Consider the following 24066-nt stretch of genomic DNA (forward strand, 5'->3'; position numbering starts at 1 on the left):
GATATACGGACCGAAAACCTTCTGGCGGCTTCCGCTCTTTGCGCTCCCCCTGGTGTCAACGCTCCCCGTGGTCCGCGCCCTCGCCGTGCCACGTCCGCCACAGTGCCGCGTACGGGCCGTCCGCCGTCACCAGCGCCTCGTGCGTGCCGAGTTCGGTGAGGCGGCCGTCCTCCATCACGGCGACCCGGTCCGCGTCGTGCGCGGTGTGCAGACGGTGGGCGATCGCGATGACCGTGCGGCCTTTCAGGACGGCGGCCAGGGCGCGCTCGGTGTGGCGAGCGGTCGTCGGGTCCAGCAGCGCCGTCGCCTCGTCCAGGATCAGCGTGTGCGGATCGGCCAGCACCACCCGGGCCAGGGCGAGTTGCTGGGCCTGCGAGCCGTCCGTACGACAACCACCGCCGCCACCGCCCCCGCCCTCGCCGCTGCCCCCGGCCCCGCCCCCGCTCTCGCCCAGCGCGGCGTCGAGGCCGTCGGGCAGTTCACGGACCCAGTCGGCGGCGCCGACCGCGGCCAGTGCCGCCCACAACTCCTCGTCGCTCGCCGCCGGTTCGGCGATCAGCAGGTTGTCGCGGACCGTGCCGAGGAAGACATGGTGTTCCTGGGTGACCAGGACGACCTGCCGGCGCAGCGTCTCGGGCGCCAGCTCGGCCACCGGCGCCCCGCCCACCGTCACCGTGCCCGCGCTCGGCGCGTCCACGCCCGCGAGCAGCCGGCTCAGCGTCGTCTTGCCCGCGCCGGACGGGCCGACGACCGCGAGCCGCTCCCCGGGCCGCACCGTCAGATCGACCCCGCGCAGCACCTCGCCGCCGCGTTCATAGGCGTACCGCACGCCGGTGACGTCGATCCGGTCGTCCGCCGGGACGGGCGCCGCACCGTCCGCTTCGGCGCGGGGCGCCCGGGCCAGGCCCTCCACCCGGGCGAACGAGGCGCCGCTGCTCTGCAGTTGCTCGACACGCACCAGGATCTGGTCGAGGGGCTCGGTGAACTGGCGCAGATACAGCGCGGCCGCGACCACCGCGCCCAGGCTCATCGCCCCCCGCGCGTGCAGCGCCCCGCCCACCAGCAGCACGCCCGCCACCGGCAGCGCGTACGACACCTCCACCACCGGGAAGAACACCGTGCGCAGGTACAGCGTGCGGAAGCGGGTGCGGCGCGAGCTCTCCAGCGCGTCCTGGGTCGCCGCCGTCCGCCGCTCCCGCAGCCGGAACGCCTCCACCGTCCGCGCCCCCGACGCGGTGGCCGCGATGATCTCGGCGACCTCCGAGGTGGCCGCGCCCTCCGCGAGATACGCCGTGCGCGCCCGCCGCAGATACCAGCGCAGCGCGAACCAGATCGGCGTCAGCGCGAGCACCCCTACCGCACCGAGCAGCGGATCGATCACGAACACCGCGCCGAGCGTGAACAGCGCCTGGACCGTGCAGACCAGCAGCTCGGGTCCGGCGTCCCGCAGCGTCGTGCCGACGGCCGCCACGTCGGCGGTGCCGCGCGTGGTCAGGTCCCCGGTCCCGGCCCGCTCCACGACCGACGCGGGCAGCGCCAGCGCCCGGCCGACGAACTCCTCCCGCACCCGTGCGAGGGTGCGTTCGCCGAAGCGGTGTCCCGCGTACCGGGCCCAGCGCGCCAGCAGCAACTGCGCGGTCGCGCAGACCAGGATGGTCGCCGCCAGCCGGTCCACCGGCCCGGTCCCGTGCCCGGCCCGCACCTCGTCGATGATCCGTCCCAGCAGCCACGGCCCGGCGAGCCCGGCCCCGGCGGCGAGCACGTTCAGGGCGAGGACGCCGGGGAACGCCCGCCCGTCGGCCCGCACCAGCCGGGCCGCCGCCCGGCGCACGTCGGCGGCCTCGGCGACCGGCAGCCGGCCCGGCGCCCCGTCGGTCACCGTCATCGCAGGGCCTCCTTCGCTTCGGCGTCATCCGGCTGATCGGCGTCATCCGGTTCATCGGCGTCATCCGGTTCATCGGCGTCCCGCGCCACCAACTCCCGGTAGCCCGGCTCCTGTTCCAGCAGGTCGCGGTGGCGGCCGGTCGCCGCGACCTTCCCGTCGACCAGGTAGTGCACGGTGTCGGCCTGGTCGAGGACCAGCGGGGAGGTGGTGGTGACGACCGTGGTCCGGCCGGTCCGCGCCGCCCGCAGTCGCCGCGCGACCGCCGCCTCCGTGTGCGCGTCCAGCGCCGACGTGGGCTCGACGGCCAGCAGCACCTCGGGATCGGCGAGCAGCGCCCGCATCAGCCGGACGCGCTGTCGCTGGCCCCCGGAGAGGCTGCGGCCCTGCGCGCTCACGGGCGAGTCGAGCCCCTCCGTCAGGCCCTGCACGATGTCGTCGGCCGCCGCCGCCCGCACCGCCCGCAGGAGGTCCGCCGGGGAGGGCTCACCTCGTCCGGCGACCACCTCGCGCAGGCTCCCCGCGAACAGGTCGGCCTCGTGGTCGGCGACCAGGATCTGCGCCCTGACCTGCTCCAACGGCATGGCGTCCAGCCGTACCCCGCCCCAGGTGGCGTCCGAGGGGCCGTACCGGCCGAGTCGGTCCACGACGGCCGTCACCTCCGCGTGCCGCGCGCCGACCAGCGCGGTCAGCCGGCCCGGCGCCGCCCGCACCCCCGACCCGGGATCGTGCAGCACGGCAGGCTCGGCGGGCGCGTCGACGGTCCCGGTGTCCGGGGCGGGCTCCAGCCGCAGCAGCCGGACCACCCGCCGGGCGGCCACCACGCCCCGGCTGAGCTCGTAACCCATGTCGACGAGGAACGCCACCGGGCCGACCAGGACGGCGACATAGCCGTACACCGACACCAACTCGCCCACCGTCAGGTCCCCTTGGGCGGTGAGCCGGGCCGCCAGCCAGGTCACCACCGCGAGGAACAGCGTCGGCAGGCCCATCCCGAGCGCCTGCATCCAGCTGGTGACCGCGCCGACCCGGTAGCCCTGCGCCCGCAGCCGCTGCGAGTCACGGTTGAAGGCGTCCGCGAACAGCCCTTTGCCGCCGAGCCCGTTGAGCACGCGCAGCCCGCCCGCGAGGTCGCCGATCCGCGCGGTGAGGACGCCCTGCCGCTCCCGGTACTCGGCCTCCGCTCCCTGCAGCCGCGCCATCAGCGGCCCGACCAGCACCGCGATCACCGGCATCCCCAGCAGCACCACCGCCGCCAGCAGCGGCGACACGGACAGCAGCAGCCCGGCGACGAAGACGTACACGACCACCGAGCCGACGCCCGGTCCGATCACGGTCAGCGAGCCCGCGATGGTGTGCACGTCACCCACCCCGATGGTGACGACCTCCCCGGCCCCCACCTGCCGCGACAGCCCGGCGCCGAGCCGCACCGTCTGCCGGACGACGACCTTGGCGGTGCGGAAGAAGCCGTCCATCCGCACCCGCGTCATCGTGCGGTGCCGCATGATGCTCACCCACGCGTTGAACGCGCCCACCGCGACCATGGCGGCCGTCCAGCCGGCCAGCACGGCCGTGTCACCGGGCTCCAGCCCGTCGTCCACCGCTCTCGACAGCAGGTACGGCTCCACGGCCATCAGCACCATCCAGGCGCTGGCCAGCACCGCCCCCGTCAGCGACCGCCACGGCTGGCAGCGCACCAGCCACGCCAGATACGCCCAGCCGCCGCGGCAGTCGGGCGTGCCGGGATCCTCGTACGCGTCGATCATCCACTCGTCCTTCCGGCCCCCCGCCCCCCTGAGTGCCTACGCCAGGCTGTCCCGCCAGGCACGGTGCAGGTCCGCGAACCGGCCGGTGCCCGCGATCAGTTCGGCCGGGCTGCCGTCCTCCACGATCCGGCCGTGCTCCATGACCAGGACCCGGTCGGCGATCTCCACGGTCGACAGCCGGTGCGCGATCACCACCGCCGTACGGCCCTTCAGCACCGTCGCCATCGCCGCCTGCACCGCCCGCTCGCCCGGGACGTCGAGCGAGCTGGTCGCCTCGTCGAGGATCAGCACCGCCGGATCGGCGAGCAACGCCCTCGCGAACGCCACCAGTTGACGCTGCCCGGCGGAGATACGGCCGCCGCGCTTGCGGACGTCGGTGTCGTAGCCGTCGGGCAGGGAGCTGATGAACTCGTGCGCGCCGATCGCCTTCGCGGCCCGCTCGATGTCCTCCCGGCTCGCGTCCGGCCGCCCGATGGAGATGTTCTCGGCGACCGTGCCGGAGAACAGGAACGCCTCCTGCGTCACCATGACCACCCCGCGCCGCAGCTCGGGCACGGGCAGCTCGCGCAGGTCGACCCCGTCCAGCAGCACCCGGCCCTGCGAGGGGTCGTAGAAGCGGGCGAGCAGCTTGGCCAGCGTGGACTTGCCGGCGCCGGTCGAGCCGACCACGGCGACGGTCTGCCCGGCGGGGAGGGTGAGGTCGAAGCGGGGCAGAACCTCGCCGCCCGTGCGGTAGCCGAAGGAGACCCCGTCGAACACGACCTTGCGGCCGGGCTGTCCGCCGGTGAGCGCCGGGAGTTCCTTCGGCGCCGTCGGCTCCGGCACGGACGGCGTCTGCGCGAGCAGGCCGGCGATCTTCTCCAGCGAGGCGGCCGCCGACTGGTAGGAGTTGAGGAACATGCCGAGCCGGTCGATCGGGTCGTACAGCCGCCGCAGATACAGCACCGCCGCCGCCAGCACCCCCAGCTCCAGCGAGTCGTCCGCGACCCGCATGGCGCCCCACAGCACGATCGCCGCGACCGCCGTGTTGGCGACCAGCCGCGACCCGACGACGTACCGGGCCATCTCCAGCAGGGCGTCGCCGTTGCGCCGCTCGTGCCGCCGGTTCAGGACCCGGAAACCGGCCTCGTTGACGGCCTCGCGGCGGAACGCGCGCACCGGCCGGATGCCGTTCATCGTCTCCACGAACTTCACGATCACCGCGGCGATCGCGGTGGACCGGGCGGTGAACACCCGGCCCGCGCGCCGCCGGTAGCTCCGGACGAGGAGATACAGCGGCAGGAACGACGCCACCGCGACGGCGCCCAGGCCCAGATCCAGCCAGAGCAGCATCGCGGAGATGAACAGGAAGGACAGCACGACCGTCACGAGTTCCTGAAGGCCCTCGTTGAGGAGCTCGCGCAGGGCCTCCACGTCGCTGGTGGAGCGGGAGATGAGCCGGCCCGAGGTGTAGCGCTCGTGGAAGTCCAGGCTCAGCGCCTGCGCGTGCCGGAAGATCCGACCGCGCAGGTCGAGCAGCACGTCCTGGTTGACGCGGGCGGAGACGATCAGGAACGCGTACTGCAGCGCGCCCGAGGCCAGCGCGCACAGCAGATAGCCGACGCCCACCGCGACCAGCGGCCCTCGGTCGTCGGCCCGGAACGCCGGCACGGCACGGTCGATGGCGTACGCCACCAGCAGCGGGCCCGCCTGCACGGCCGCCTGCTGGAGCAGCAGCAGAAGGGTGGTGAGGGCGACGCGCGCCCGCATGGGGGCCAGCAGGGACCGCAGCAGCGCGCGGGTGGCGCCGGGCGGGGTGGGCAGGACGTCCCGGTCGAAGGGGTCGTCGGCGGAAGCCCGCAGGGGGGCCTCCTGGTCGTCGTCGGCGGCTTCGGGGGAGGCGGTGGCGGGGGCGGTCATCGGCGGTCGGCCTCCTGTTCCCCGGACAGGGTGGGGGACTGGTCTCCGGACATGAGGTGGGCGTACTCGGCGTTCGTGCGCAGCAGTTCGTGGTGGGTGCCGACGGCGGTGACGCGCCCGTCGGACAGCAGGGCGACGCGGTCGGCGAGGAGCACGGTGGACGGGCGGTGGGCCACGATCAGCGCGGTGGTGTCGGCGAGGACCTGCCGCAGCGCGGCCTCCACGGCGGCCTCGGTGTGCACGTCCAGCGCGGACAGCGGGTCGTCGAGGACGAGGAACCGGGGCCGTCCGACCACGGCTCTGGCCAGCGCGAGCCGCTGCCGCTGCCCGCCGGAGAGGCTGAGCCCCTGCTCGCCGACCTGGGTGTCGACGCCCTGCGGCAGCGCGCGCACGAACTCGGCCTGTGCCACCTCCAGGGCCCGCTCCAGCTCGTAGGCGCCCGCCCGGTCGTCCGCTCCCATGAGGACGTTCTCCCCGACGCTCGCGGAGAACAGGGTCGGTTCCTCGAAGGCGACGGCGACCCGCGCGCGCAGCTCCTCGCGCGGCATCGCGGTGATGTCCTCGCCGTCGAGGGTGATGCGCCCGGCCGTCACCTCGTGCAACCGGGGGACGAGTGCCGTGAGGGTGGTCTTCCCGCTGCCGGTCGCCCCGACCAGCGCCATGGACTCACCGGGCCGGATGTGCAGGTCGACGCCGTCGAGGGTGGGCCGGGAGTCGGGGGCCGCGTCGGGGTAGCGGAAGGTGACGCCGTGGAACCGCAGCCCGCCGCCGCCCTCGGACCCGGACCCGGACCCGGGCGCACGGTCACCGAAGCCGCCGGGTTCCTCCGGCAGTTCGTCCATCACCTCGAAGTACCGCTCCGTGGCCGTGGCCGCCTCCTGGCTCATCGCCAGCAGGAACCCGATGGAGTCCACCGGCCAGCGCAGCGCGAGCGCGGTGGACAGAAAGGCGACCAGGGTGCCCGCGGACAGCTCGCCGTCCGCCACCTGCACCGCCCCCAGCACCAGCGCGGCCCCGATCGCCAGTTCGGGCAGCGTCACGATCACGGCCCAGATCGTGGCCAGCAGCCGCGCCTTGCCCAGTTCGGTGCCGCGCAGGGTCGACGACAGTTCCCGGAAGGCCCGCGCCTGGCTGCGGTGCCGGCCGAAGCCCTTGATGATCCTGATCCCGAGGACGCTCTCCTCGACCACCGTCGTCAGGTCCCCGACCTGGTCCTGGGCGCGCCGCGCCACGACCGCGTACCGGCTCTCGAAGTACACGCACATCACGACGACGGGGATGGCCGGCCCGAGGATGACCAGCCCCAGCGTGAAGTCCTGGATCAGCATGATGACGACCCCGAGAAGGATCGTCACCGCGTTGACCAGCAGGAACGTCAGCGGAAAGGCGAGGAACATGCGCAGCAGCCCCAGGTCGGCCGTCGCCCGGGACAGCAACTGCCCCGACGCCCACCGGTCGTGGAACGCCACCGGCAGCCGTTGCAGCCGCGCGTACAACTCGGCCCGCATCTCCGCCTCGACGTGCGACAGCGGACGCGCCACCAGCCAGCGCCGCGCCCCGAACAGCAGCGCCTCCGCGAACCCGAGCAGCAGCAGACAGAGCGCGCCCAGCCAGACGCCGGCCGTGTCCCGGTCGGCCACGGGGCCGTCCACCATCCACTTCAGGACGAGCGGGATCACCAGGCCCGTACAGGAGGCGAGCACGGCGACGAAGGCGGCCGTGAACAGCCGTAGCCGTGCGGGACGCACGTACGGCCACAGACGCAGCAGGGAGCGTACGGCGGAGCGGTCGGGGGTGGTGGTTGCACGTGTACTGGCCATCACCGCGAGCCTACGGACCGGCACTGACAACGCCCACCGAGTTTTGGCCGGACCGGGCTCGGACGCTGGTCCTACGACCTGCGTGTTCGAGCCGTTCGTTCGAGGGGTTCTGAACTGCTGGCGATCGAGTGCGCATGGGGGTGTCCTGGCGCGCATAAGTGAGTCTTGCTGCCGGGGCGGGTCCAGTGGCCTTAGAGGGGAACAGGAGTTTCTTGGTCGAATGGGTGACCTTTGCCGGTGGTGGTCGTTGGATGCGGTGAGGGGTTCTCAGGCCGAGGCGGGGAGGGGGCGGAGGGGATGGGCGGGTTGCGGGAGGTGTCGGCGCCGTTCGTCGCGCTGGGGCCGTCCGGTGTGGCGGTCCGTGACCGGCTCAAGAATCTGACGGCCGGGGACGAGGAGGTGCTGCGGCTGGTCGGCGACCATCTGGGCGCGCTCGCCTCCCGGGACCTGAAGGCCCGCTGCACGGCCGGGCTGGAGCACGACGGCGGGCGGTGGGCCGAGCGCAAGCGTGCCCTCACGGTGGAGTCTTCCTCGCGCTGGGCCGGGTCGGTCACGAAGGCCAGCCACGATCAATGGGCGCTGGCCCGGCGCGGCCAGCTCGCGCACATCCGAACACTCGAAGCGGGTGTGCGCACGATCGCCCACCGGCTGTCCCTCCCGGTCGGGGAGAAGGGCAGCAGGCGGGCTCCGGGCGGCTACCGCAGCAGGCGGGAGCGGCATGCCAAGACCCGCCGCCTGCACGTGCTCGCCGACCGGCTTCAGGCGGCTCGCGCCGACCTTGAGGCCGGGCGCGTGCACATCGTGCGCGGCGGGAAGCGGCTGCTGAACACCCGCCACCACCTGGAGGCGGCGCGGCTCACCGAGGAGCAGTGGCGCGAGCGGTGGCGGGCCGAACGCCGCTTCCTGCAGGCGGACGGAGAGTCGGGGAAGCGGTTCGGCAACGAGACGATCCGCGTCAGTCCGGACGGTGAGGTCTCGATCAAGCTGCCCGCGCCGCTGGCGCACCTGGCCAACGCCCCGCACGGCCGGTACACGCTGACCGCCCGTGTCGGCTTCGTGCACCGGGGCGAGCAGTGGCGCGACCGGGTGGCGGCGAACCGGGCCGTCGCCTACCGCATCCACGAGGACGTCGAGCGCGGGCGCTGGTACCTGACAGCCTCCTGGACCATCCCGCCGGTGCGGACCGTCCCCCTCGCCACGGCCCGCGCCAAGGGCATGGTCGGCGTCGACACCAACGCCGACCACCTCGCCGCCTGGCGCCTCGACCGGCACGGCAACCCCGTCGGCGAACCCCGCCGCTTCGGCTACGACCTGACCGGCGCCGCCGACCACCGCGACGCCCAGGTCCGCCACGCCCTCATCCGCCTCCTCCACTGGGCCAGACGCCACGGCCTCGCGATCGCCGTCGAGGACCTGGACTTCACCGCCGAGACCACCCGCGAGAAACACGGCCGCAAGAAGCGGTTCCGCCACCTCGTCTCCGGCATGCCCGTGGCCAGGCTGCGCGCCCGCCTCGTCGCCATGGCCGCCGAACTCGGCATCACGGTCGTCGCCGTCGACCCGGCCTACACCAGCCGGTGGGGCGCGCAGCACTGGCAGAAGCCCCTCACCGGCAAGAACCGCACGACCACCCGCCACGACGCAGCCGCCGTGGCGATCGGAAGACGCGCCCTGGGACACCCGATCCGGCGACGGACGACACCGCCCCCTGCTCACCAGAGCGATGAGCACGGGCATCGGACCGTCCAGGCCCGACCGGGAGCCCCTAGGCGTGAGGAAAGCCGCCCCCGCATTCCCGGACCACGGACACGATCCGTGCCGCCCGGACGCGGAGCGAACGCGGCAGACCAGGACGCCCAACACCGTTCGGGGCGTCCGGCTGAGCACGAGCCCTGGCAACAGGACTCACTACCGCTCAGTCTTTAGGAACGGTCGTGCCGCCGTATCCACCGATCGGCTGATGTGCGTTCGAGCGAGCCGGCCGATGTGCGGGCCCGGCGCCGGCCGCGACCCTGGTGGCATGCCCGTCATCGAAGTCACCGAGCTGCGCAAGTCCTACGACGGCCGTGCGGTCGTCGACGGCGTGTCCTTCGCCGTCGAGGAGGGCGAAATCTTCGGGATCCTCGGCCCGAACGGCGCCGGCAAGACCACCACCGTCGAGTGCGTCGAGGGTCTGCGCGTGCCGGACGCGGGCCGGGTCCGGGTCACCGGACTCGACCCCGTCGCCGACCACGCGCGCGTGGCCCGCGCCCTCGGCGCCCAGCTCCAGCAGAGCGAACTACAGCCCAAACTCACCGTCCGGGAGGCTCTGGAGCTGTACGCCTCCTTCTACCCGAGGCCGCTGGACTGGCGTCCGCTCGCCGAACGCCTCGGTCTGACCCCGAAGCTGTCCACCCGGTTCGCGAAGCTCTCCGGCGGCCAGAAGCAGCGCCTGTTCATCGCGCTCGCCCTGATCGGCGACCCGCGGATCGTCGTCCTGGACGAGCTGACCACCGGCCTGGACCCGCGCGCCCGCCGCGACACCTGGGAGCTCATCGAGGACGTGCGGACAGGCGGGGTGACGGTCCTGCTGGTCACCCACTTCATGGAGGAGGCCCAGCGGCTGTGCGACCGGATCGCCGTGATCGACAAGGGGCGGGTCGCCGCCCTGGACACCCCGGCGGGACTGATCCGGCGTTCGGCCGGGGCGACCGTCATCAGTTTCACGCCCTCCGCACCCCTCGACGACCGTGACCTGAACGCGCTCCCCGCCCTCGCCTCGATCGAGCACAAGGACGGCCGCGTCACGCTCGCCGGCACGGACGAGACGGTCAACGCCGTCATCACCCTCCTCGCCCGCCACCGCATCACCGCCCACCAGCTCCGCGTGTCCGACGCCACGCTCGACGACGCGTTCCTCGACCTGACGAAGGACGCGACCAAGGACGCCACGAAGGACGCCACGAAGGAGGCAGCGGCATGAGCACCGCCGTACTGAAGACCGAGGTCCGCCTCTTCCGCCGCGAACCGGGCGCCGTCTTCTGGATCCTGCTGTTCCCGACCCTGCTCCTGGTGATCCTCGGCTCCATCCCGTCCTTCCGGGAGCACCAGGCCGACCTCGGCGGGCTGCGCACGGTCGACGTCTACGTCCCGGTGGCCGTGCTGCTCGGCCTGATCGTCGGCGGCCTGCAGTCGATGCCGCAGACCCTCACCGGCTACCGCGAGCGCGGCATCCTGCGCCGCATGGCCACCACGCCGGTACGTCCGGACACCCTGCTGTCCGCGCAGATGCTGGTGTACGGCGGCGCCTCCCTGGCGTCGGCGCTGCTCGTCCTCGTGGTCGGGCGGCTCGGCTTCGACGTGTCCGTGCCGAAGCAGCCCTTCGGATACGCCCTGGCCCTGCTGCTGGCCGTCCTCGTCGCCCTGGCTCTCGGATCGGTGGTGGCGGCGTTGTCCCGCACGACGAAGATCGCGGGCGCGATCGGGTCGGCCGTGTTCTTCCCGTCGATGTTCTGCGCGGGCGTGTGGGCGCCGGTGCAGACCATGCCGCATGTCCTCGCCCGGATCGTCGGCTGCACCCCCTTCGGGGCGGCCGCGCAGGCCCTGAACCAGGCGGCGGCCGGGCACTGGCCGGGCTGGAGCCACCTCGGCGTGCTGGTGGTGTGGATCCTGCTGCTGACGGGCGCCGCCAGTCGCTGGTTCCGCTGGGAGTAGGGGCGGCGCCGTGCAGACTGGGGACATGACCGCGGTGGACACGCAGATCGAGCGGCGCTGGGACCAGTTCCACACCTGGGGGCCGTACGGGCTGCTCGGCATCAGCGTCGTCCCCGCGCTCGCGACCGCCGACCCGCACGCCCCCCTGGCCGAGTGGTACACCGGCTGGGCCCTGCTCGGCGCCGCGGTCGCGCTCCAGCTGTGGTGGCACGGCACCCGTCCCGGCGGGCCCGACCGCCGTCGGACGCCGTCCCGGGCCGGGGCGGCGTACTACGTCGTCCGCTGGGCCCTCGCCTTCGCCCTCACCTGGCTCAACCCGTTCTTCGCGTTCTACGCCGCCGCCGGCTACATGGACGCCGACGAGACGATCCCGGGCAGGCGTTGGCAGCGGCTCGGGCTGCTGGCGAGCGCGGTCACCGTGGCCGGTGCACAGGCCGGCGGGATGCCGTTCGGGAGCGGAGTGCAGTGGGCCGTCTTCGCCGCGCTCCTGGGCGCCAACTCCGGTCTGCAGATGGTGATCGCCCATCTCAACGAGCAGGAGATGCAGCGGGGCCGCGAACGCACCGCGACCATCGCCGAACTCGAGCGCACCAACACGGCGTTGCAGCAGGCACTCGACGAGAACGCAGCGCTTCACGCCCAACTCCTCGTCCAGGCACGGGAAGCCGGGGTCGCCGATGAGCGCCGGCGGCTGGCCGCCGAGATCCACGACACGATCGCCCAGGGCCTGACCGGGATCATCGCGCAGCTCCAGGTCGTGGCGAGCGCACCCGACCTGACCGTCGCGCGCACCCATCTGGCCCGCGCCTCGGACCTGGCCCGGCACAGCCTCGGCGAGGCCCGTCGCTCCGTGCACAACCTGGCCCCGGTGGCGCTGGAGAACGACGGACTGCCCGAAGCCCTGAAGAAGACGGTCGTCGAATGGGGCGAACGCACCGGCGTACGCGCCGAGTTCACAATCACGGGCACGGCCGCGCAGCTCCACGACGAGATCGCCGCCACCCTGCTGCGCATCGCCCAGGAGGCCCTGTCCAACGCGTCGCGGCACGCCGGGGCGACCCGGGTCGGCGTCACCCTCTCCTACCTGGGCGACGAGGTCATCCTCGACATCCGCGACGACGGCGTCGGCTTCGCCCCCGACGCCGTGCGCACCCGCCCCCGCACCCGGTCGGGCGGCTTCGGCCTCGACGGCATGCGGGCCCGCGCCGAACGCGTCGCGGGCGCCCTGACCGTCGAGTCCGCGCCGGGGCAGGGCACGGCGCTGTCGGCTCACGTACCGTTGATCCGCCATGAGTGACGCACCCCTGATCACCCTGCTGATCGTCGACGACCATCCCGTCGTACGGGACGGTCTGCGCGGCATGTTCGAGTCCGCCGCCGGCTTCACGGTCGTGGGCGAGGCGGCGAACGGAGTGGAGGCGGTGGCGACGGCTCAGACGGCCGACCCGGACGTGATCCTGATGGACCTCCGTATGCCGGGCGGCGGCGGAGTGGACGCCATCCGGGAACTGACCCGTCGTGGAGCGCGTGCGAAGATCCTGGTCCTGACGACCTACGACACCGACTCCGACACCCTCCCCGCGATCGAGGCGGGCGCGACGGGCTACCTGTTGAAGGACGCCCCCCGGGCCGAGCTGTTCACGGCGGTCAGGGCGGCGGCGGAAGGCCGTACGGTGCTGTCGCCCGCCGTGGCCACCCGCCTGGTCTCCGCCGTCCGCACGCCCCGCACGCCCGCGGCCGAGCCTCTCTCCGCCCGCGAACACGAGGTCCTCACCCTGGTCGCCAAGGGCACGTCCAACCGGGAGATCGCCCGCGAGCTCTTCATCAGCGAGGCCACCGTGAAAACCCACCTCACCCATCTGTACGCCAAGTTGGGCGTCAACGACCGCGCGGCAGCGGTGGCGACGGCGTACGAGCGGGGGATCCTGGGCCGGGGCCGGCGGTGAGCACGCGACGCGTCGGTTCCTGAACTCACCGCCCTCACCCCACCACCCGCAACAACAGCACCGCCCGCCCCGGCACCGGCACCGCCACCCCCGCCGGATGCGTCACCCCCGGCGCCTCCCCCTGCTCCTCGCTCGACGTGTCGACGACCACCTCGTACCGCTCCGCCCACGGCGGCCCCGGCAGGACGAAGTCCACCGGAGTGTCACCGGCGTGCAGGACGGCGAGAAAGCTGTCGTCGGTGATCGGCGCGCCCTGTTCGTCGCGGCCGGGGATGTCCCGCCCGGAGAGGTACATGCCGAGGGTCGCGGCGGGGGCGTACCAGTCGCCCTCCGTCATCTCCGTCCCCCGCTCCGTGAACCAGGCCAGGTCCCGCAGCCCGTCCGCCGAGTGCGCCCGCCCGGAGAAGAAGGCCCGGCGGCGCAGCACCGGGTGCCGGTGGCGCAGGGCGATCAGCCGGGACGTGAGGTCGAAGAGCGCTCGCCAGCCGGGGTCCTCCAGCAGGCCCCAGTCCAGCCAACTGGTCTCGTTGTCCTGGCAGTAGGCGTTGTTGTTGCCCTGCTGGGTGCGCCCGAGCTCGTCGCCCGCGACCAGCATCGGCACGCCCGTCGACAGCAGCAGGGTCGTCAGCAGGTTCCTCAACTGCCGTCGCCGCAGGGCGAGTACGCGCTCGTCGGCGGTGTCGCCCTCGGCCCCGCAGTTGAAGGAGCGGTTGTCGTTCGTGCCGTCCCGGTTGCCCTCGCCGTTGGCCTCGTTGTGCTTGCGCTCGTAGGACACCAGGTCGCGGAGGGTGAAGCCGTCGTGCGCCGTCACGAAGTTGACCGAGGCGTACGGGCGCCGGCCGCCCCACGCGTACAGGTCGCTGGAACCCGACAGGCGGTAGCCCATCTCCCGTACGTCCGGCAGCGCGTGCCGCCAGAAGTCGCGTACGGCGTCGCGGTAGCGGTCGTTCCACTCCGTCCACAGGGGCGGGAAGGAGCCGACCTGGTAGCCGCCCGAGCCCACGTCCCAGGGTTCCGCGATCAGCTTCACCCGCCGTAGCACCGGGTCCTGCGCGATCACCGCGAGGAACGGGGACAGCATGTCGACGTCGTGCATGGAGCGGGCCAGCGCCGCGGCGAGGTCGAAGCGGAAGCCGTCCACGCCCATCTCCGTCACCCAGTAGCGCAGCGAGTCGGTGATCAGCCTCAGGACATGGGGCTGGACGACGTGCAGGGTGTTTCCGCAGCCCGTGTAGTCGGCGTAGCGGCGGGCGTCCGACTGGAGGCGGTAGTAGCCGCGGTTGTCGATGCCCTTCAGCGACAGCGTCGGGCCCAGCTCGCCGGCCTCCGCCGTGTGGTTGTAGACGACGTCGAGGATGACCTCGATCCCGGCCGCGTGCAGCGCGCGCACCATCCGCTTGAACTCGCCGACCTGCTGCCCCGTCGTCCCGGCGGCCGAGTAGGCGGCGTGCGGGGCGAAGTAGCCGATCGAGTTGTAGCCCCAGTAGTTCTTCAGGCCGCGGCGCAGCAGATGGTCCTCGTGGGCGAACTGGTGGACCGGCAGCAGCTCCACCGCCGTCACGCCCAGCCTCACCAGGTGGTCGACGGCCGCCGGATGGGCCAGTCCGGCGTACGTGCCGCGCAGGTGCTCCGGAATCCCCGGGTGCCGTCGCGTGAAGCCCCGCACATGGAGCTCGTAGATGACCGAGTCCGCCCAGGGGGTCTTCGGACGGCGGTCGTCGGCCCAGTCGTCGTCATCGTGCACGACGACACCCTTCGGGACGTGCGGCGCCGAGTCCCGTTCGTCGCGGACGGTGTCGGCGACCTGCTGCTGGGGCCAGTCCCGGACGTGCCCGTACACCTCCGGCGGCAGCCTGAACTCGCCGTCCACCGCGCGGGCGTACGGGTCCAGGAGCAGCTTCGCCGGGTTCCAGCGGCCGCCGGTCCACGGGTCCCAGCGGCCGTGCACCCGGAAGCCGTAGCGCTGGCCCGGCATCACCCCCGGCACGAAGCCGTGCCAGATCTCGTGGGTGAGCTCGGTGAGCGGGGCGCGGGTCTCCCGTCCCGTCTCGTCGAACAGGCACAGCTCGACCGCCTCCGCGCCCCCCGCCCACAGCGCGAAGTTGGTGCCCGCGACGCCGTCCGGGCCGACCCGGAAGCGGGCGCCCAGCGGGGTGGGCGCGCCCGGCCGCACGGGTGGGCCCGGCACCTTGCGCGACGCACCGTTCACGACGGTGTCCGGCGCGGCGCGCTTCGCCGCCACCGCCTCCTGCTCGGCTGCGCTGGACACCGGCTCGCCTCCCGCGGCTCATGGAACGACGTGGGCGAAGAGCGCGCGGTGTCCCGCCGCGGCTCCCCGTGACGTCGTCCTCCCCCCATTTCTGCCCAGAGCGGCCCTCGCACTCACGTTTCCCCGGAGCGTGCCCGGTCGTTGGGCACCCCGTGAGGCACGTACATGGGCGCGCACGGCGCGCAGGGGTCGCACTGGCCGCCGTACTGACATGGGCAGGACTACTGGCCGGGGCCGCCGGCTGTACCGGCGGAGACAGCCGGAGCGGCATCGACCGGATGCTCGGCAAACCCCCGGCCCCCGAGGACGTCATCCGCGTCACCCCGGCGGACGGCGCCAAGGGCGTGCGGCCGGGGGAGGGGCTGCGGGTGCGGGTGCCCGACGGGCGGCTGGAGTCGGTGAAGGTCGTCCGCTCGCAGGACGCGCAGGAGGCCGAGGTGCCGGGCAAGGTCGCCGCGGACGGGCTGAGCTGGCGGCCGGACGACGACCGGCTCGGGCTCGCCGCCCGCTACACCGTCGACGTCGTGGCGGTGGACGGCGACGGCAACCGCTCGGCCCGGCACACCACGTTCACCACCTACGTCCCCGGGGAGCGCTTCATCGGCTACGTCACCCCCGACAACCGCGCCGTCGTCGGCACCGGCATGATCGTCTCGCTGGAGTTCAACCGGGAGATCGAGAACCGGGCCGCGGTCGAACGCGCCGTACGGGTCACGGCCGAGCCGGCGGTGGAGGTCCGGCCGCACTGGTTCGGCGCCACCCGCCTGGACTTCCGCCCCGAGCGGTACTGGGCGCCCGGCACCCGCGTCACCGTCGCGCTCGGCCTGCGCGATGTCGAGGGGGCGCCCGGTGTCTACGGGCTGCAGCGCAAGTCGTTCTCGTTCACCGTGGGGCGCAGCCAGGTCTCCCTGGTCGACGCGGCCAGGCACACCATGCAGGTGCGGCGCGACGGCGAACTGCTGACCACCGTGCCGATCACCGCCGGGGCGCCGAAGAACACCACCTACAACGGCAAGATGGTGGTGACCGAAATGCTGGAACTGACCCGGATGAACGGCGCCACCGTCGGCTTCAAGAAGGCGAACGGCAAGGGCGAGTACGACATCCCGGACGTGCCGCACGCCATGCGGCTGACCAACTCCGGCACCTTCCTGCACGGCAACTACTGGGCCGAGGAGGACGTCTTCGGCAACGCCAACGTCAGCCACGGCTGCGTGGGGCTCAGGGACACCAAGGGCGGCAGCTCGGACACGCCCGCGGGCTGGTTCTTCGACCGCAGCCTCGTCGGGGACGTCATCGAGGTCGTCCACAGCAAGGACAAGCAGGTCGCCCCCGACAACGGACTCGGCGGCTGGAACCTGACCTGGAAGGAGTGGATCGCCGGCAGCGCCGTGAAATGACCTCGTGGAAATGACCTCGTTCCCGGTGCAACCTTCCCCCCGTTCCCGCGGTCCTAGTACCTGTTCGGCCGATCATGCCGCTGACGCGGGGTGTGGCACGCACATCTGCGGCGTTGTCGTCGGTTGCCGACGCTCCGCGTCGCCGCCCTCCTCCGCCTTGCAGCTGCACGCGCCACACCCCGCTCACCGGCGCAGAACAGTCCCGTCGATGTCCTGCGACCCGATCGGCCGCACAGGCACTAGTTGGGACTGAACGGTGACAATCTTGGCCCGTCCAGGCCGTTGACCTTGTGGTTAATATGCGGCGAACGCGGGGGACGCGTCGCGGTGCGGGTCCGGTCGGGCCCGGGGGAGTGGGGAGAACGACTTTGAACGTGCGACCGATATCGGGGGCGTCGGTTGGGGGGCGCCCGCGTGGCCGCGACAAGCGGCTGGCGCTGATCGCCGGAGGCCTGCTGCTGGCCGTCACGGCGTGCGGCGGCGGTGGGAAATCGGACTCCGGGTCCGACGCCAAGGACGCGGGCGGCAAGGGGGCTTCCGCCGCCGCCGAGAGCAAGCAGTCGGAGGCGGTCGTCACGATCGCCCCGAAGACCGGGGCCAAGGACGTCGACACCAGCGGCACGCTGAAGGTCACCGCCGCCAAGGGCAAGCTGACCGAGGTGACGGTCAAGGACACCAAGGGCCGGAAGATCGACGGCGCGATCTCGGCCGACGGAGCCGGCTGGACGCCCGCCACCCACCTGGCCGCGTCCACCGCGTACCAGGTCCACGCGGTCGCCAAGGACACGGAGGGCCGGACGGCCGCCGAGGACTCGTCCTTCACCACGCTGAGCCCGCAGAACACCTTCGTCGGCAACTTCACGCCCGAGGACGGCTCGACGGTCGGCGTCGGCATGCCGTTCTCGGTCAACTTCACGCGCGGCATCACCAAGCCGGCCGACGTCGAGAAGGCCATCAAGATCACGACCGTGCCGGCCGTCGAGGTCGAGGGCCACTGGTTCGGCAACGACCGCCTGGACTTCCGCCCGGAGAGGTACTGGAAGGCCGGCACCAAGGTGACCGTCCAGCTGAACCTCGACGGCGTCGAGGGCCGCAAGGGCGTCTACGGCAAGCAGTCCAAGACGGTGTCCTTCACCATCGGCCGCAACCAGGTGTCCATCGTGGACGCCAAGAAGCACACGATGAAGGTCATGCAGGAGGGCAAGGTCGTCAAGACCATCCCGGTCACCACCGGCAAGCCCGGCTACGCGACCTGGAACGGCCAGATGGTGATGAGCGAGAAGTTCACCGTGACCCGGATGAACGGCGACACCGTCGGCTACGACGGCGAGTACGACATCAAGGACGTCCCGCACGCCATCCGCCTGACCAACTCCGGCACCTTCGTGCACGGCAACTACTGGGGCGGCGACGCCTTCGGCAACTACAACGCCAGCCACGGCTGCATCGGCCTGCGGGACGTGCGCGGCGGCTACGACAGCTCCGTGGCGGCCGCCTGGTTCTTCAACCACTCGATGGTCGGCGACGTGGTGACCGTGCGGAACTCCACCGACCCGACGGTCGACCCGGCCAACGGCCTCAACGGCTGGAACATCCCCTGGTCGGAGTGGAAGAAGTAACCGTCCCTCTTTTTCCGGGTCCGGTGAACGGGTCCGGTGCCGTACGTCCTGTGACGCACGGCACCGGACCCGTTGTCGTTAGTGGTGGTTAACCTGCTGCCATGACCGTGAATCTCGAAGTCGCCGAAGGCGTCGGCACCATCCGCCTCGACCGCCCGCCCATGAACGCGCTGGACATCGCCACCCAGGACCGGCTCAAGGAGCTCGCCGAGGAGGCGGGCCGCCGTGACGACGTACGCGCGGTCGTCGTGTACGGCGGCGAGAAGGTGTTCGCGGCGGGCGCGGACATCAAGGAGATGCAGGAGATGGACCACACCGCGATGGTCCTGCGCGCCCGCGCCCTGCAGGAGTCCTTCACGGCGGTGGCCCGCATCCCCAAGCCGGTCGTGGCGGCCGTCACCGGATACGCGCTGGGCGGCGGCTGCGAACTCGCGCTGTGCGCGGACTTCCGTATCGCCGGGGACAACGCCAAGCTGGGCCAGCCGGAGATCCTGCTCGGGCTGATCCCCGGCGCCGGCGGCACCCAGCGCCTGGCCCGGCTGATCGGCCCCTCCAAGGCCAAGGACCTCGTCTTCACGGGCCGGATGGTGAAGGCCGACGAGGCGCTGACGCTGGGTCTGGTGGACCGGGTGGTGCCCGCGGCCGACGTGTACACGGAGGCGCATGCCTGGGCGGCGAAGCTGGCGCAGGGTCCGGCGATCGCGCTGCGCGCCGCGAAGGAGTCGATCGACACCGGTCTGGACACGGACATCGAGACGGGTCTGGCGGTCGAACGCAACTGGTTCGCGGGCCTGTTCGCGACCGCCGACCGCGAGATCGGCATGCGCAGCTTCGTGGAGGAAGGCCCCGGGAAGGCCAAGTTCCTGTGAGGGACGTCTCCTTCGGCATCTCCTGAAATCGCTTGCAATTGACGGGCCGTCTCATCCGGGTCCCTCGATGGGGCGGTTTATGGAAACCTTAAGGTGACCTTAAGGCTGCCCTGTCGAGGAAGCCCGGCGATTGCCCCCGGATGGGCCGTCATCGCAGGTTGGTGGGGGTTTGGTGGGGAACGAGCTGCCTCTGGCATATGCCGGTCGAAACGTGCGGAATGGTAGGTTCCGGGGGGCGTATTCCGTCGGAACGCCTCCGTAGGGGACTCCGGGCGGCCATGATGGGGGCATGGCGGGGCTGGAGGGCATCGAACAGCCGCGGGGACAGGGCCGTGCGACCGCGGCGCGCTGGTCGCCTGCGGTCGAGGACGAACGGGCGCTCAGGGCGCTGGAGTTGTTCGGCAACCCGACGGAGGGCGAGGTCCAGCTGCCGTCCCGCCCGGAGTCCGCCGCCGCGGCCCGCCGACTGGCCCAGGTCGTCGTCCTGCGCCACTGGGGACTGACCCCCAAGATGACGGAGGATGCGGTCCTCCTCGTCTCCGAACTCGTCGGCAACGCCGTACGGCACACCGGCGCCCGCGCCTTCGGGCTGCGGATGCGGCGCCGACGCGGCTGGATCCGCGTCGAGGTCCGCGATCCCTCCCGGGGGCTGCCCTGTCTGATGCCGGTCCAGGAGTTGGACGTCAGCGGGCGGGGACTGTTCCTCGTCGACAAGCTGTCCGACCGGTGGGGCGTGGACCTGTTACCGCGGGGGAAGACGACGTGGTTCGAGATGCGGGTCGCCGACCGGTAGACGGTGGCGCCGGCCGCGACGCCGGCCGCGTCCGCAGGCGCCGGATGAGCTGGTTGTACGGGCCGCCGTTGCGTCAATCGCCGGAATTGCCGCATTTCACCCCTTAAATGGTGCGGGTGACCACATCCGACCGTCGTTCCGTGCTGTGGGCGGGCGCCGGGCTCGTCGCCGGGGGTGCGTTCGCGGCCGCGTGCTCGCCCACCGGGTCCGCCTCCGGCGCCGTCGCCGCCCACCCTGCCCCCACCTCCGCGACCCCCGCCCCCACGCCCCCGGCCTCCGCAGGCCCCGCTTCCGCGAGACCCGCCCCCGCCCCCCGCGCCTACCCCGGGCAGCCCGTCCAGATCGCCCACGGGCCCCGGGACCGGCCCCGGGTCGCCCTCACCTTCCACGGGCAGGGGGAACCCTCCGTCGCCCGGGCCCTGCTCGGGGAGGCCGAGCGACAGGGGGCGCGGGTCACCGTACTGGCCGTCGGAAGCTGGCTCGACGAACACCCCGACCTCGCCCGCCGCATCCTCGACGGCGGGCACGACCTCGGCAACCACACCCAGCGCCACCTGGACATCAACGCCATGTCCGAGACGGACGCGGCGGCCGAGATCACCGGCTGCGCCGAACGGCTGCGCAGGCTCACCGGATCCATCGGAACCTGGTTCCGCCCCTCCCGCACCGCCCGCGCCTCCCCGCTCGTCGAGACGCTGGCCCGCCGCGCCGGCTACCCGCACGTCCTCTCCTACGACGTCGACTCCCTCGACTTCACCTCGCCCGGCGCCCCCGCCGTCGCCCGCAACGTCCTCGACGCCGTCCGGGACGGGTCCGTCGTAAGCCTGCACTTCGGGTACGCGGACACGGTCGCCGCGCTCCCCGCCGTCCTGGACGAACTCGACCACCGCGGACTGCGCGCGGTCACCACCACGGAGCTGATCGGCTGATGCACCGCAACCTCGTCACAAGCACCCTGCTGGCCGGCGCCGCACTCGCCGTCCTCGCCGCCTGCGGCGCCGACGGCAAGGACGGCGCCGACCGGGCCGGCACGGACCGGGCCACCAAAGCGGCCGCCCCGGCACCAAAAAAGCCGCGCAAACCGGTCGTCGACGGGCTGCCCGGCATGCCGCCCGTGCTGGATCCCAAGGACGTCTACGCCGCCGACCGCCCGAACAAACTCTCCCCGGTCGTCAAGGACTTCCCGTCCCGGGTCTACGTCCCCAACACCGAGTCCGACACCGTCTCCGTCATCGACCCGAAGACCTACGAGGTGATCGACACCCTCCACGTCGGCCGCCAGCCGCAGCACGTCGTGCCGTCCTGGGACCTGAAGACGCTGTGGGTCAACAACGACCGAGGACACACCCTCACCCCCATCGATCCGAAGACCGGGAAGACCGGCCGGTCGGTCGAGGTGCACGACCCGTACAACCTCTACTTCACGCCCAACGGCCGGTACGCCGTCGTCATGGCCTCCCTCGACCGCGAGCTCGTCTTCCGCGACCCGCACACCATGAAGCGGATCAAGACCGAACCGGTCACCTGCTACGGCGTCAACCACGCCGACTTCTCCCCCGACGGGCGGTACTTCATCGTGTCCTGCGAGTTCAGCGGGGAACTGCTGAAGGTCGACACCGAGCGGATGAAGGTCGTCGGACAGCAGAAACTGCCCTTCAAGGGCGCCATGCCGCAGGACGTGAAGATCTCCCCCGACGGCAAACGCTTCTACATCGCGGACATGATGGCCGACGGGGTGTGGATCATCGACGGCGACACCTTCGGCAAGCCGCGGTTCCTGTACACCGGCAAGGGCTGCCACGGGCTGTATGTCAGCCGCGACTCCCGCGAGATGTACATCTCCAACCGCGGCGAGGGCACCGTCTCCGTCTTCGACTTCACCAAGAACGCGCTCACCAAGAAGTGGCGTCTGCCCGACGGCGGCAGCCCCGACATGGGCGGCGTCTCGGCGGACGGCAAGGTCCTGTGGCTGTCCGGGCGCTACGACTCCGAGGTGTACGCCATCGACACCGGCACCGGCCGCCAGCTCGCCCGCATCAAGGTCGGCAGGGGACCGCACGGCCTCGCCGTCTACCCCCAGCCCGGCCGCTACTCACTCGGCCACACCGGCATCTTCCGCTGAACCGAGTCCTCGGGCGCCGTCAGCAGGAGCTCCGCGCCCACCGGTGTGTAGCCCGCCGCCTGGAACGCCCGTGTGCTGCGGGCGTTTCCGGGGGCGATCTGGGCCCAGACCGGCTCGGTGGCCAGGTGGCGGGCGGCGGTGACCAGGCGGCGGCCGAGGCGCCGGTGTCGTACCGTCTCGTCGACCTCGACCGACACCTCCAGCCGGCCGCCCACGCCGCGCCCCATGACCAGGATCCCGCCGTCCGCCGCCCAGGCGCGCACCTCGTGGCGCCGCCGCCGGGCGTAGCGGATCCGGGGATGGCCGCGGTCCTCGATCTCCCGTAGCGGCAGCGGCGGCTCGCCGGGCAGCGGGGCGGCCACCAGCATCGCGTCGATCGTCTCGGCCGTACGCCCCGTGCGCTCCATCAGAGCGGCCAGGAAGCGCGGGTTCATGGACGCCGACAGGGGATCGGCGTCCACGTCGCGCAGGACGTCGTACACCCAGCCCGGGTCCTCGTCCGTGAAGACGACCGAGTGCGCGGTGAACGCGAGGACGCCCGCGTCGCGGGGGGAGGGCTGGGGGACGACGGTCGTGCGGCCGTCGGGCGGCGGGAACGCCCCGCGTGCCGCCGCGTCGAGAATCTCCCGCAAGGTTCCCATGGTCGGTACTCCTGGAGTCTGTGGGCGGCCGCTGCGCCGGGCGTTCGCCCGGGCCGTTAATCTGACCTGCGTCAGTAGGACAGCAACGTACGACCGCAAGGCATGACGAAGAGGGGCGGATCGGTGGCCGACATCGAAGAAGCGCGCAAGCAGTTCCAGCGGATCGACACGGACGGTGACGGCTTCATCACCGCGGCCGAGTTCAAGGCCGCCCTGGCCCAGGAGGGCGACTGGAACGTCACCGAGTCGGTCGCCGAGGCCATCATCAAGAGCCGCGACCTCAACGGGGACAAGGTTCTCTCGTTCGACGAGTTCTGGACGTACCTGAGCAAGTGACCTGAGTCCAGGCAGAGAGGGGGGCGCCGCCTAGGGCGCCCCCCTTCGCCATGCCGGCGGCCGTCAGGCCCGTAGCACGGGCGCCCCCGGGGCGGTCCGTCGGCGGTACTGGCCCGGGGCCACCCCGTACTCCCGCTTGAACGCCTTGGCGAAGGCGAACTCCGAGGCGTAGCCGGTGCGTTGGGCGACCTGGCGCATCGGGACGTCGTCCGCGCGCAGCAGCCGGCCGGCGGTCGTCATCCGCCACCACGTCAGATACGTCAGCGGCGGCTCGCCCACCAGCGCGGCGAACCGGCGGGCGAAGGCGGCGCGGGAGAGCCCGCCCTGCGCGCCGAGTTCCTCCACGGTCCACGCGCGGGCCGGGTCGCCGTGGATCGCGCGCAGGGCCGCCGAGACCGCCGGGTCGGCGAGCGCGGCCGCCCAGCCCGCCGCCCGCCCGGCGCCCCGCTCCTGCTGCCACCAGGCGCGCAGGATGTACAGCAGCAGAGTGTCCAGCAGCGCGGTCACGATGGCGTCCGAACCGGGACTGCGCTCGTCCAGTTCCATGCCCAGCAGCTCCACCGCCGCCCGCAGCGAACGGTGCGTGCCGACCCGGGCGGGCAGGTGCACCACCTCCGGCAGCTCGGCCAGGAAACGGTGGGCCCGGCCGCGGTCCAACTGGTAGACACCGCACATCATGACGGTGTCCGCGGTGCCCGACTCCGCTTCCTGGGGCGGCTCTTTGAGCCAGCGCCCGTCGGGGCCCACCGGCGCCTCCTCCACGGTCACGTCGAGCCCGCTGGCCAGCGCGTGTCCGTGCCCGTGCGCCAGGAACACCACGTCCCCGGCCGTCAGCGCCACCGGCTCGCCCGTCGCCGGGATCAGCCATGCCGACCCGCGCAGCAGCACATGGAAGCCGGCCCCGTCCGAGGCCCCGAACCGGACACCCCAGGGGGCGAACTTGTCCCGCCGCGAGGAGTGCGGCCGCCCGCTGCGCATCGCGGCCACGGCGTCGCTGAGTACGTCCATGCC

The 24066-nt window shown here is 72.5% G+C and carries 19 protein-coding genes; 12 read left to right on the plus strand and 7 right to left on the minus strand.

The annotated features are described in order from the left end of the window. Positions 1-55: 55 nt before the first annotated feature. From ACZ5SK_RS23765 to ACZ5SK_RS23780, 4 genes are read right to left on the minus strand one after another with little or no spacing between them, the layout of a single operon-like run. Entirely contained in the window at positions 56-1885 is a 1830-nt protein-coding gene (locus tag ACZ5SK_RS23765; RefSeq protein WP_468576580.1) for an ABC transporter ATP-binding protein, read from the minus strand. Further along, a complete protein-coding gene (locus ACZ5SK_RS23770; protein WP_361709357.1) occupies positions 1882-3648 on the minus strand; it encodes an ABC transporter ATP-binding protein in 1767 nt (588 codons plus the stop codon). The genes ACZ5SK_RS23765 and ACZ5SK_RS23770 overlap by 4 nt, the downstream gene beginning before the upstream one ends. A gap of 36 nt (positions 3649-3684) precedes the next feature. After that, complete coding sequence (locus ACZ5SK_RS23775; protein ID WP_334577111.1) at positions 3685-5547, minus strand: ABC transporter ATP-binding protein; 1863 nt, start codon at positions 5545-5547, stop codon at positions 3685-3687. Then, on the minus strand, positions 5544-7367 hold the full coding sequence (locus tag ACZ5SK_RS23780; protein ID WP_334577110.1) for an ABC transporter ATP-binding protein: 1824 nt from the start codon (positions 7365-7367) through the stop codon (positions 5544-5546). The genes ACZ5SK_RS23775 and ACZ5SK_RS23780 overlap by 4 nt, the downstream gene beginning before the upstream one ends. A 297-nt stretch (positions 7368-7664) precedes the next feature. Here ACZ5SK_RS23780 and ACZ5SK_RS23785 point away from each other — a divergent pair, with 297 nt between their 5' ends. The 5 genes from ACZ5SK_RS23785 (at position 7665) to ACZ5SK_RS23805 (ending at position 13006) form a co-directional block, all read left to right on the plus strand. Next, positions 7665-9293, plus strand: a complete 1629-nt coding sequence (locus ACZ5SK_RS23785) for an IS200/IS605 family accessory protein TnpB-related protein (RefSeq protein ID WP_468576581.1) — start codon at positions 7665-7667, stop codon at positions 9291-9293. A 94-nt stretch (positions 9294-9387) separates the two neighbouring features. Next, positions 9388-10329 (plus strand): ABC transporter ATP-binding protein, encoded by a 942-nt coding sequence (locus ACZ5SK_RS23790; protein WP_334577109.1) that lies wholly within the window; start codon positions 9388-9390, stop codon positions 10327-10329. Continuing rightward, positions 10326-11060 carry an ABC transporter permease gene (locus tag ACZ5SK_RS23795; RefSeq protein WP_334577108.1) on the plus strand — a complete coding sequence of 245 codons (735 nt, stop codon included), beginning with the start codon at positions 10326-10328 and terminating at the stop codon, positions 11058-11060. The genes ACZ5SK_RS23790 and ACZ5SK_RS23795 overlap by 4 nt, the downstream gene beginning before the upstream one ends. Positions 11061-11085: 25 nt before the next feature. Further along, positions 11086-12357, plus strand: coding sequence for a sensor histidine kinase (locus tag ACZ5SK_RS23800; protein WP_334577107.1), 1272 nt, complete (start codon positions 11086-11088; stop codon positions 12355-12357). Next, positions 12350-13006 carry a response regulator transcription factor gene (locus ACZ5SK_RS23805; protein WP_334577106.1) on the plus strand — a complete coding sequence of 219 codons (657 nt, stop codon included), beginning with the start codon at positions 12350-12352 and terminating at the stop codon, positions 13004-13006. Before ACZ5SK_RS23800 ends, ACZ5SK_RS23805 begins: the two co-directional genes overlap by 8 nt. 34 nt (positions 13007-13040) lie before the next feature. On the opposite strand, the gene glgX is transcribed toward ACZ5SK_RS23805, so the two are convergent. Beyond that, on the minus strand, positions 13041-15275 hold the full coding sequence (glgX, locus tag ACZ5SK_RS23810) for a glycogen debranching protein GlgX (protein ID WP_457494206.1): 2235 nt from the start codon (positions 15273-15275) through the stop codon (positions 13041-13043). A 152-nt stretch (positions 15276-15427) separates the two neighbouring features. Between glgX and ACZ5SK_RS23815 the strand changes: the two genes are divergently transcribed. From ACZ5SK_RS23815 to ACZ5SK_RS23840, 6 genes are all read left to right on the plus strand, one after another. Next, positions 15428-16675: a L,D-transpeptidase gene (locus ACZ5SK_RS23815; protein WP_334577104.1), complete on the plus strand. Its 1248-nt coding sequence runs from the start codon at positions 15428-15430 to the stop codon at positions 16673-16675. 368 nt (positions 16676-17043) lie between these two features. Continuing rightward, on the plus strand, positions 17044-18294 hold the full coding sequence (locus tag ACZ5SK_RS23820; protein ID WP_457494205.1) for a L,D-transpeptidase: 1251 nt from the start codon (positions 17044-17046) through the stop codon (positions 18292-18294). A gap of 101 nt (positions 18295-18395) precedes the next feature. Further along, positions 18396-19163 (plus strand): enoyl-CoA hydratase/isomerase family protein, encoded by a 768-nt coding sequence (locus ACZ5SK_RS23825; protein WP_457494204.1) that lies wholly within the window; start codon positions 18396-18398, stop codon positions 19161-19163. A gap of 289 nt (positions 19164-19452) precedes the next feature. Then, complete coding sequence (locus tag ACZ5SK_RS23830) at positions 19453-19956, plus strand: ATP-binding protein (protein WP_334577101.1); 504 nt, start codon at positions 19453-19455, stop codon at positions 19954-19956. Between the two features lie 107 nt (positions 19957-20063). Next, positions 20064-20885 carry a polysaccharide deacetylase family protein gene (locus ACZ5SK_RS23835; RefSeq protein WP_457494203.1) on the plus strand — a complete coding sequence of 274 codons (822 nt, stop codon included), beginning with the start codon at positions 20064-20066 and terminating at the stop codon, positions 20883-20885. Then, positions 20885-22078: a YncE family protein gene (locus ACZ5SK_RS23840; RefSeq protein ID WP_334577099.1), complete on the plus strand. Its 1194-nt coding sequence runs from the start codon at positions 20885-20887 to the stop codon at positions 22076-22078. Before ACZ5SK_RS23835 ends, ACZ5SK_RS23840 begins: the two co-directional genes overlap by 1 nt. Here the strand turns inward: ACZ5SK_RS23840 and ACZ5SK_RS23845 are convergent. After that, a complete protein-coding gene (locus tag ACZ5SK_RS23845) occupies positions 22045-22719 on the minus strand; it encodes a GNAT family N-acetyltransferase (protein ID WP_334577098.1) in 675 nt (224 codons plus the stop codon). The two genes, ACZ5SK_RS23840 and ACZ5SK_RS23845, sit on opposite strands and share 34 nt — an antisense overlap. A 123-nt stretch (positions 22720-22842) precedes the next feature. Between ACZ5SK_RS23845 and ACZ5SK_RS23850 the strand changes: the two genes are divergently transcribed. Then, entirely contained in the window at positions 22843-23055 is a 213-nt protein-coding gene (locus ACZ5SK_RS23850) for an EF-hand domain-containing protein (RefSeq protein ID WP_334581161.1), read from the plus strand. Positions 23056-23118: 63 nt separating this feature from the next. Here ACZ5SK_RS23850 and ACZ5SK_RS23855 read toward each other — a convergent pair whose 3' ends face one another. Beyond that, positions 23119-24063, minus strand: coding sequence for an AraC family transcriptional regulator (locus ACZ5SK_RS23855; protein WP_334577097.1), 945 nt, complete (start codon positions 24061-24063; stop codon positions 23119-23121). Between the last annotated feature and the right edge of the window lie 3 nt (positions 24064-24066).

The organism is Streptomyces sp. NPDC031474 (assembly GCF_055581185.1).

Coding starts and splice junctions, on each gene's coding strand:
- ACZ5SK_RS23795 (WP_334577108.1), top strand. CDS start 10,326: ATGAGCACCGCCGTACTGAAGACCGAGGTCCGCCTCTTCCGCCGCGAA.
- ACZ5SK_RS23800 (WP_334577107.1), top strand. CDS start 11,086: ATGACCGCGGTGGACACGCAGATCGAGCGGCGCTGGGACCAGTTCCAC.
- ACZ5SK_RS23785 (WP_468576581.1), top strand. CDS start 7,665: ATGGGCGGGTTGCGGGAGGTGTCGGCGCCGTTCGTCGCGCTGGGGCCG.
- ACZ5SK_RS23775 (WP_334577111.1), bottom strand. CDS start 5,547: ATGACCGCCCCCGCCACCGCCTCCCCCGAAGCCGCCGACGACGACCAG.
- ACZ5SK_RS23790 (WP_334577109.1), top strand. CDS start 9,388: ATGCCCGTCATCGAAGTCACCGAGCTGCGCAAGTCCTACGACGGCCGT.
- ACZ5SK_RS23845 (WP_334577098.1), bottom strand. CDS start 22,719: ATGGGAACCTTGCGGGAGATTCTCGACGCGGCGGCACGCGGGGCGTTC.
- ACZ5SK_RS23855 (WP_334577097.1), bottom strand. CDS start 24,063: ATGGACGTACTCAGCGACGCCGTGGCCGCGATGCGCAGCGGGCGGCCG.
- ACZ5SK_RS23835 (WP_457494203.1), top strand. CDS start 20,064: ATGGTGCGGGTGACCACATCCGACCGTCGTTCCGTGCTGTGGGCGGGC.
- ACZ5SK_RS23840 (WP_334577099.1), top strand. CDS start 20,885: ATGCACCGCAACCTCGTCACAAGCACCCTGCTGGCCGGCGCCGCACTC.
- ACZ5SK_RS23805 (WP_334577106.1), top strand. CDS start 12,350: ATGAGTGACGCACCCCTGATCACCCTGCTGATCGTCGACGACCATCCC.
- ACZ5SK_RS23830 (WP_334577101.1), top strand. CDS start 19,453: ATGGCGGGGCTGGAGGGCATCGAACAGCCGCGGGGACAGGGCCGTGCG.
- ACZ5SK_RS23780 (WP_334577110.1), bottom strand. CDS start 7,367: ATGGCCAGTACACGTGCAACCACCACCCCCGACCGCTCCGCCGTACGC.
- ACZ5SK_RS23825 (WP_457494204.1), top strand. CDS start 18,396: ATGACCGTGAATCTCGAAGTCGCCGAAGGCGTCGGCACCATCCGCCTC.
- ACZ5SK_RS23770 (WP_361709357.1), bottom strand. CDS start 3,648: ATGATCGACGCGTACGAGGATCCCGGCACGCCCGACTGCCGCGGCGGC.
- ACZ5SK_RS23765 (WP_468576580.1), bottom strand. CDS start 1,885: ATGACGGTGACCGACGGGGCGCCGGGCCGGCTGCCGGTCGCCGAGGCC.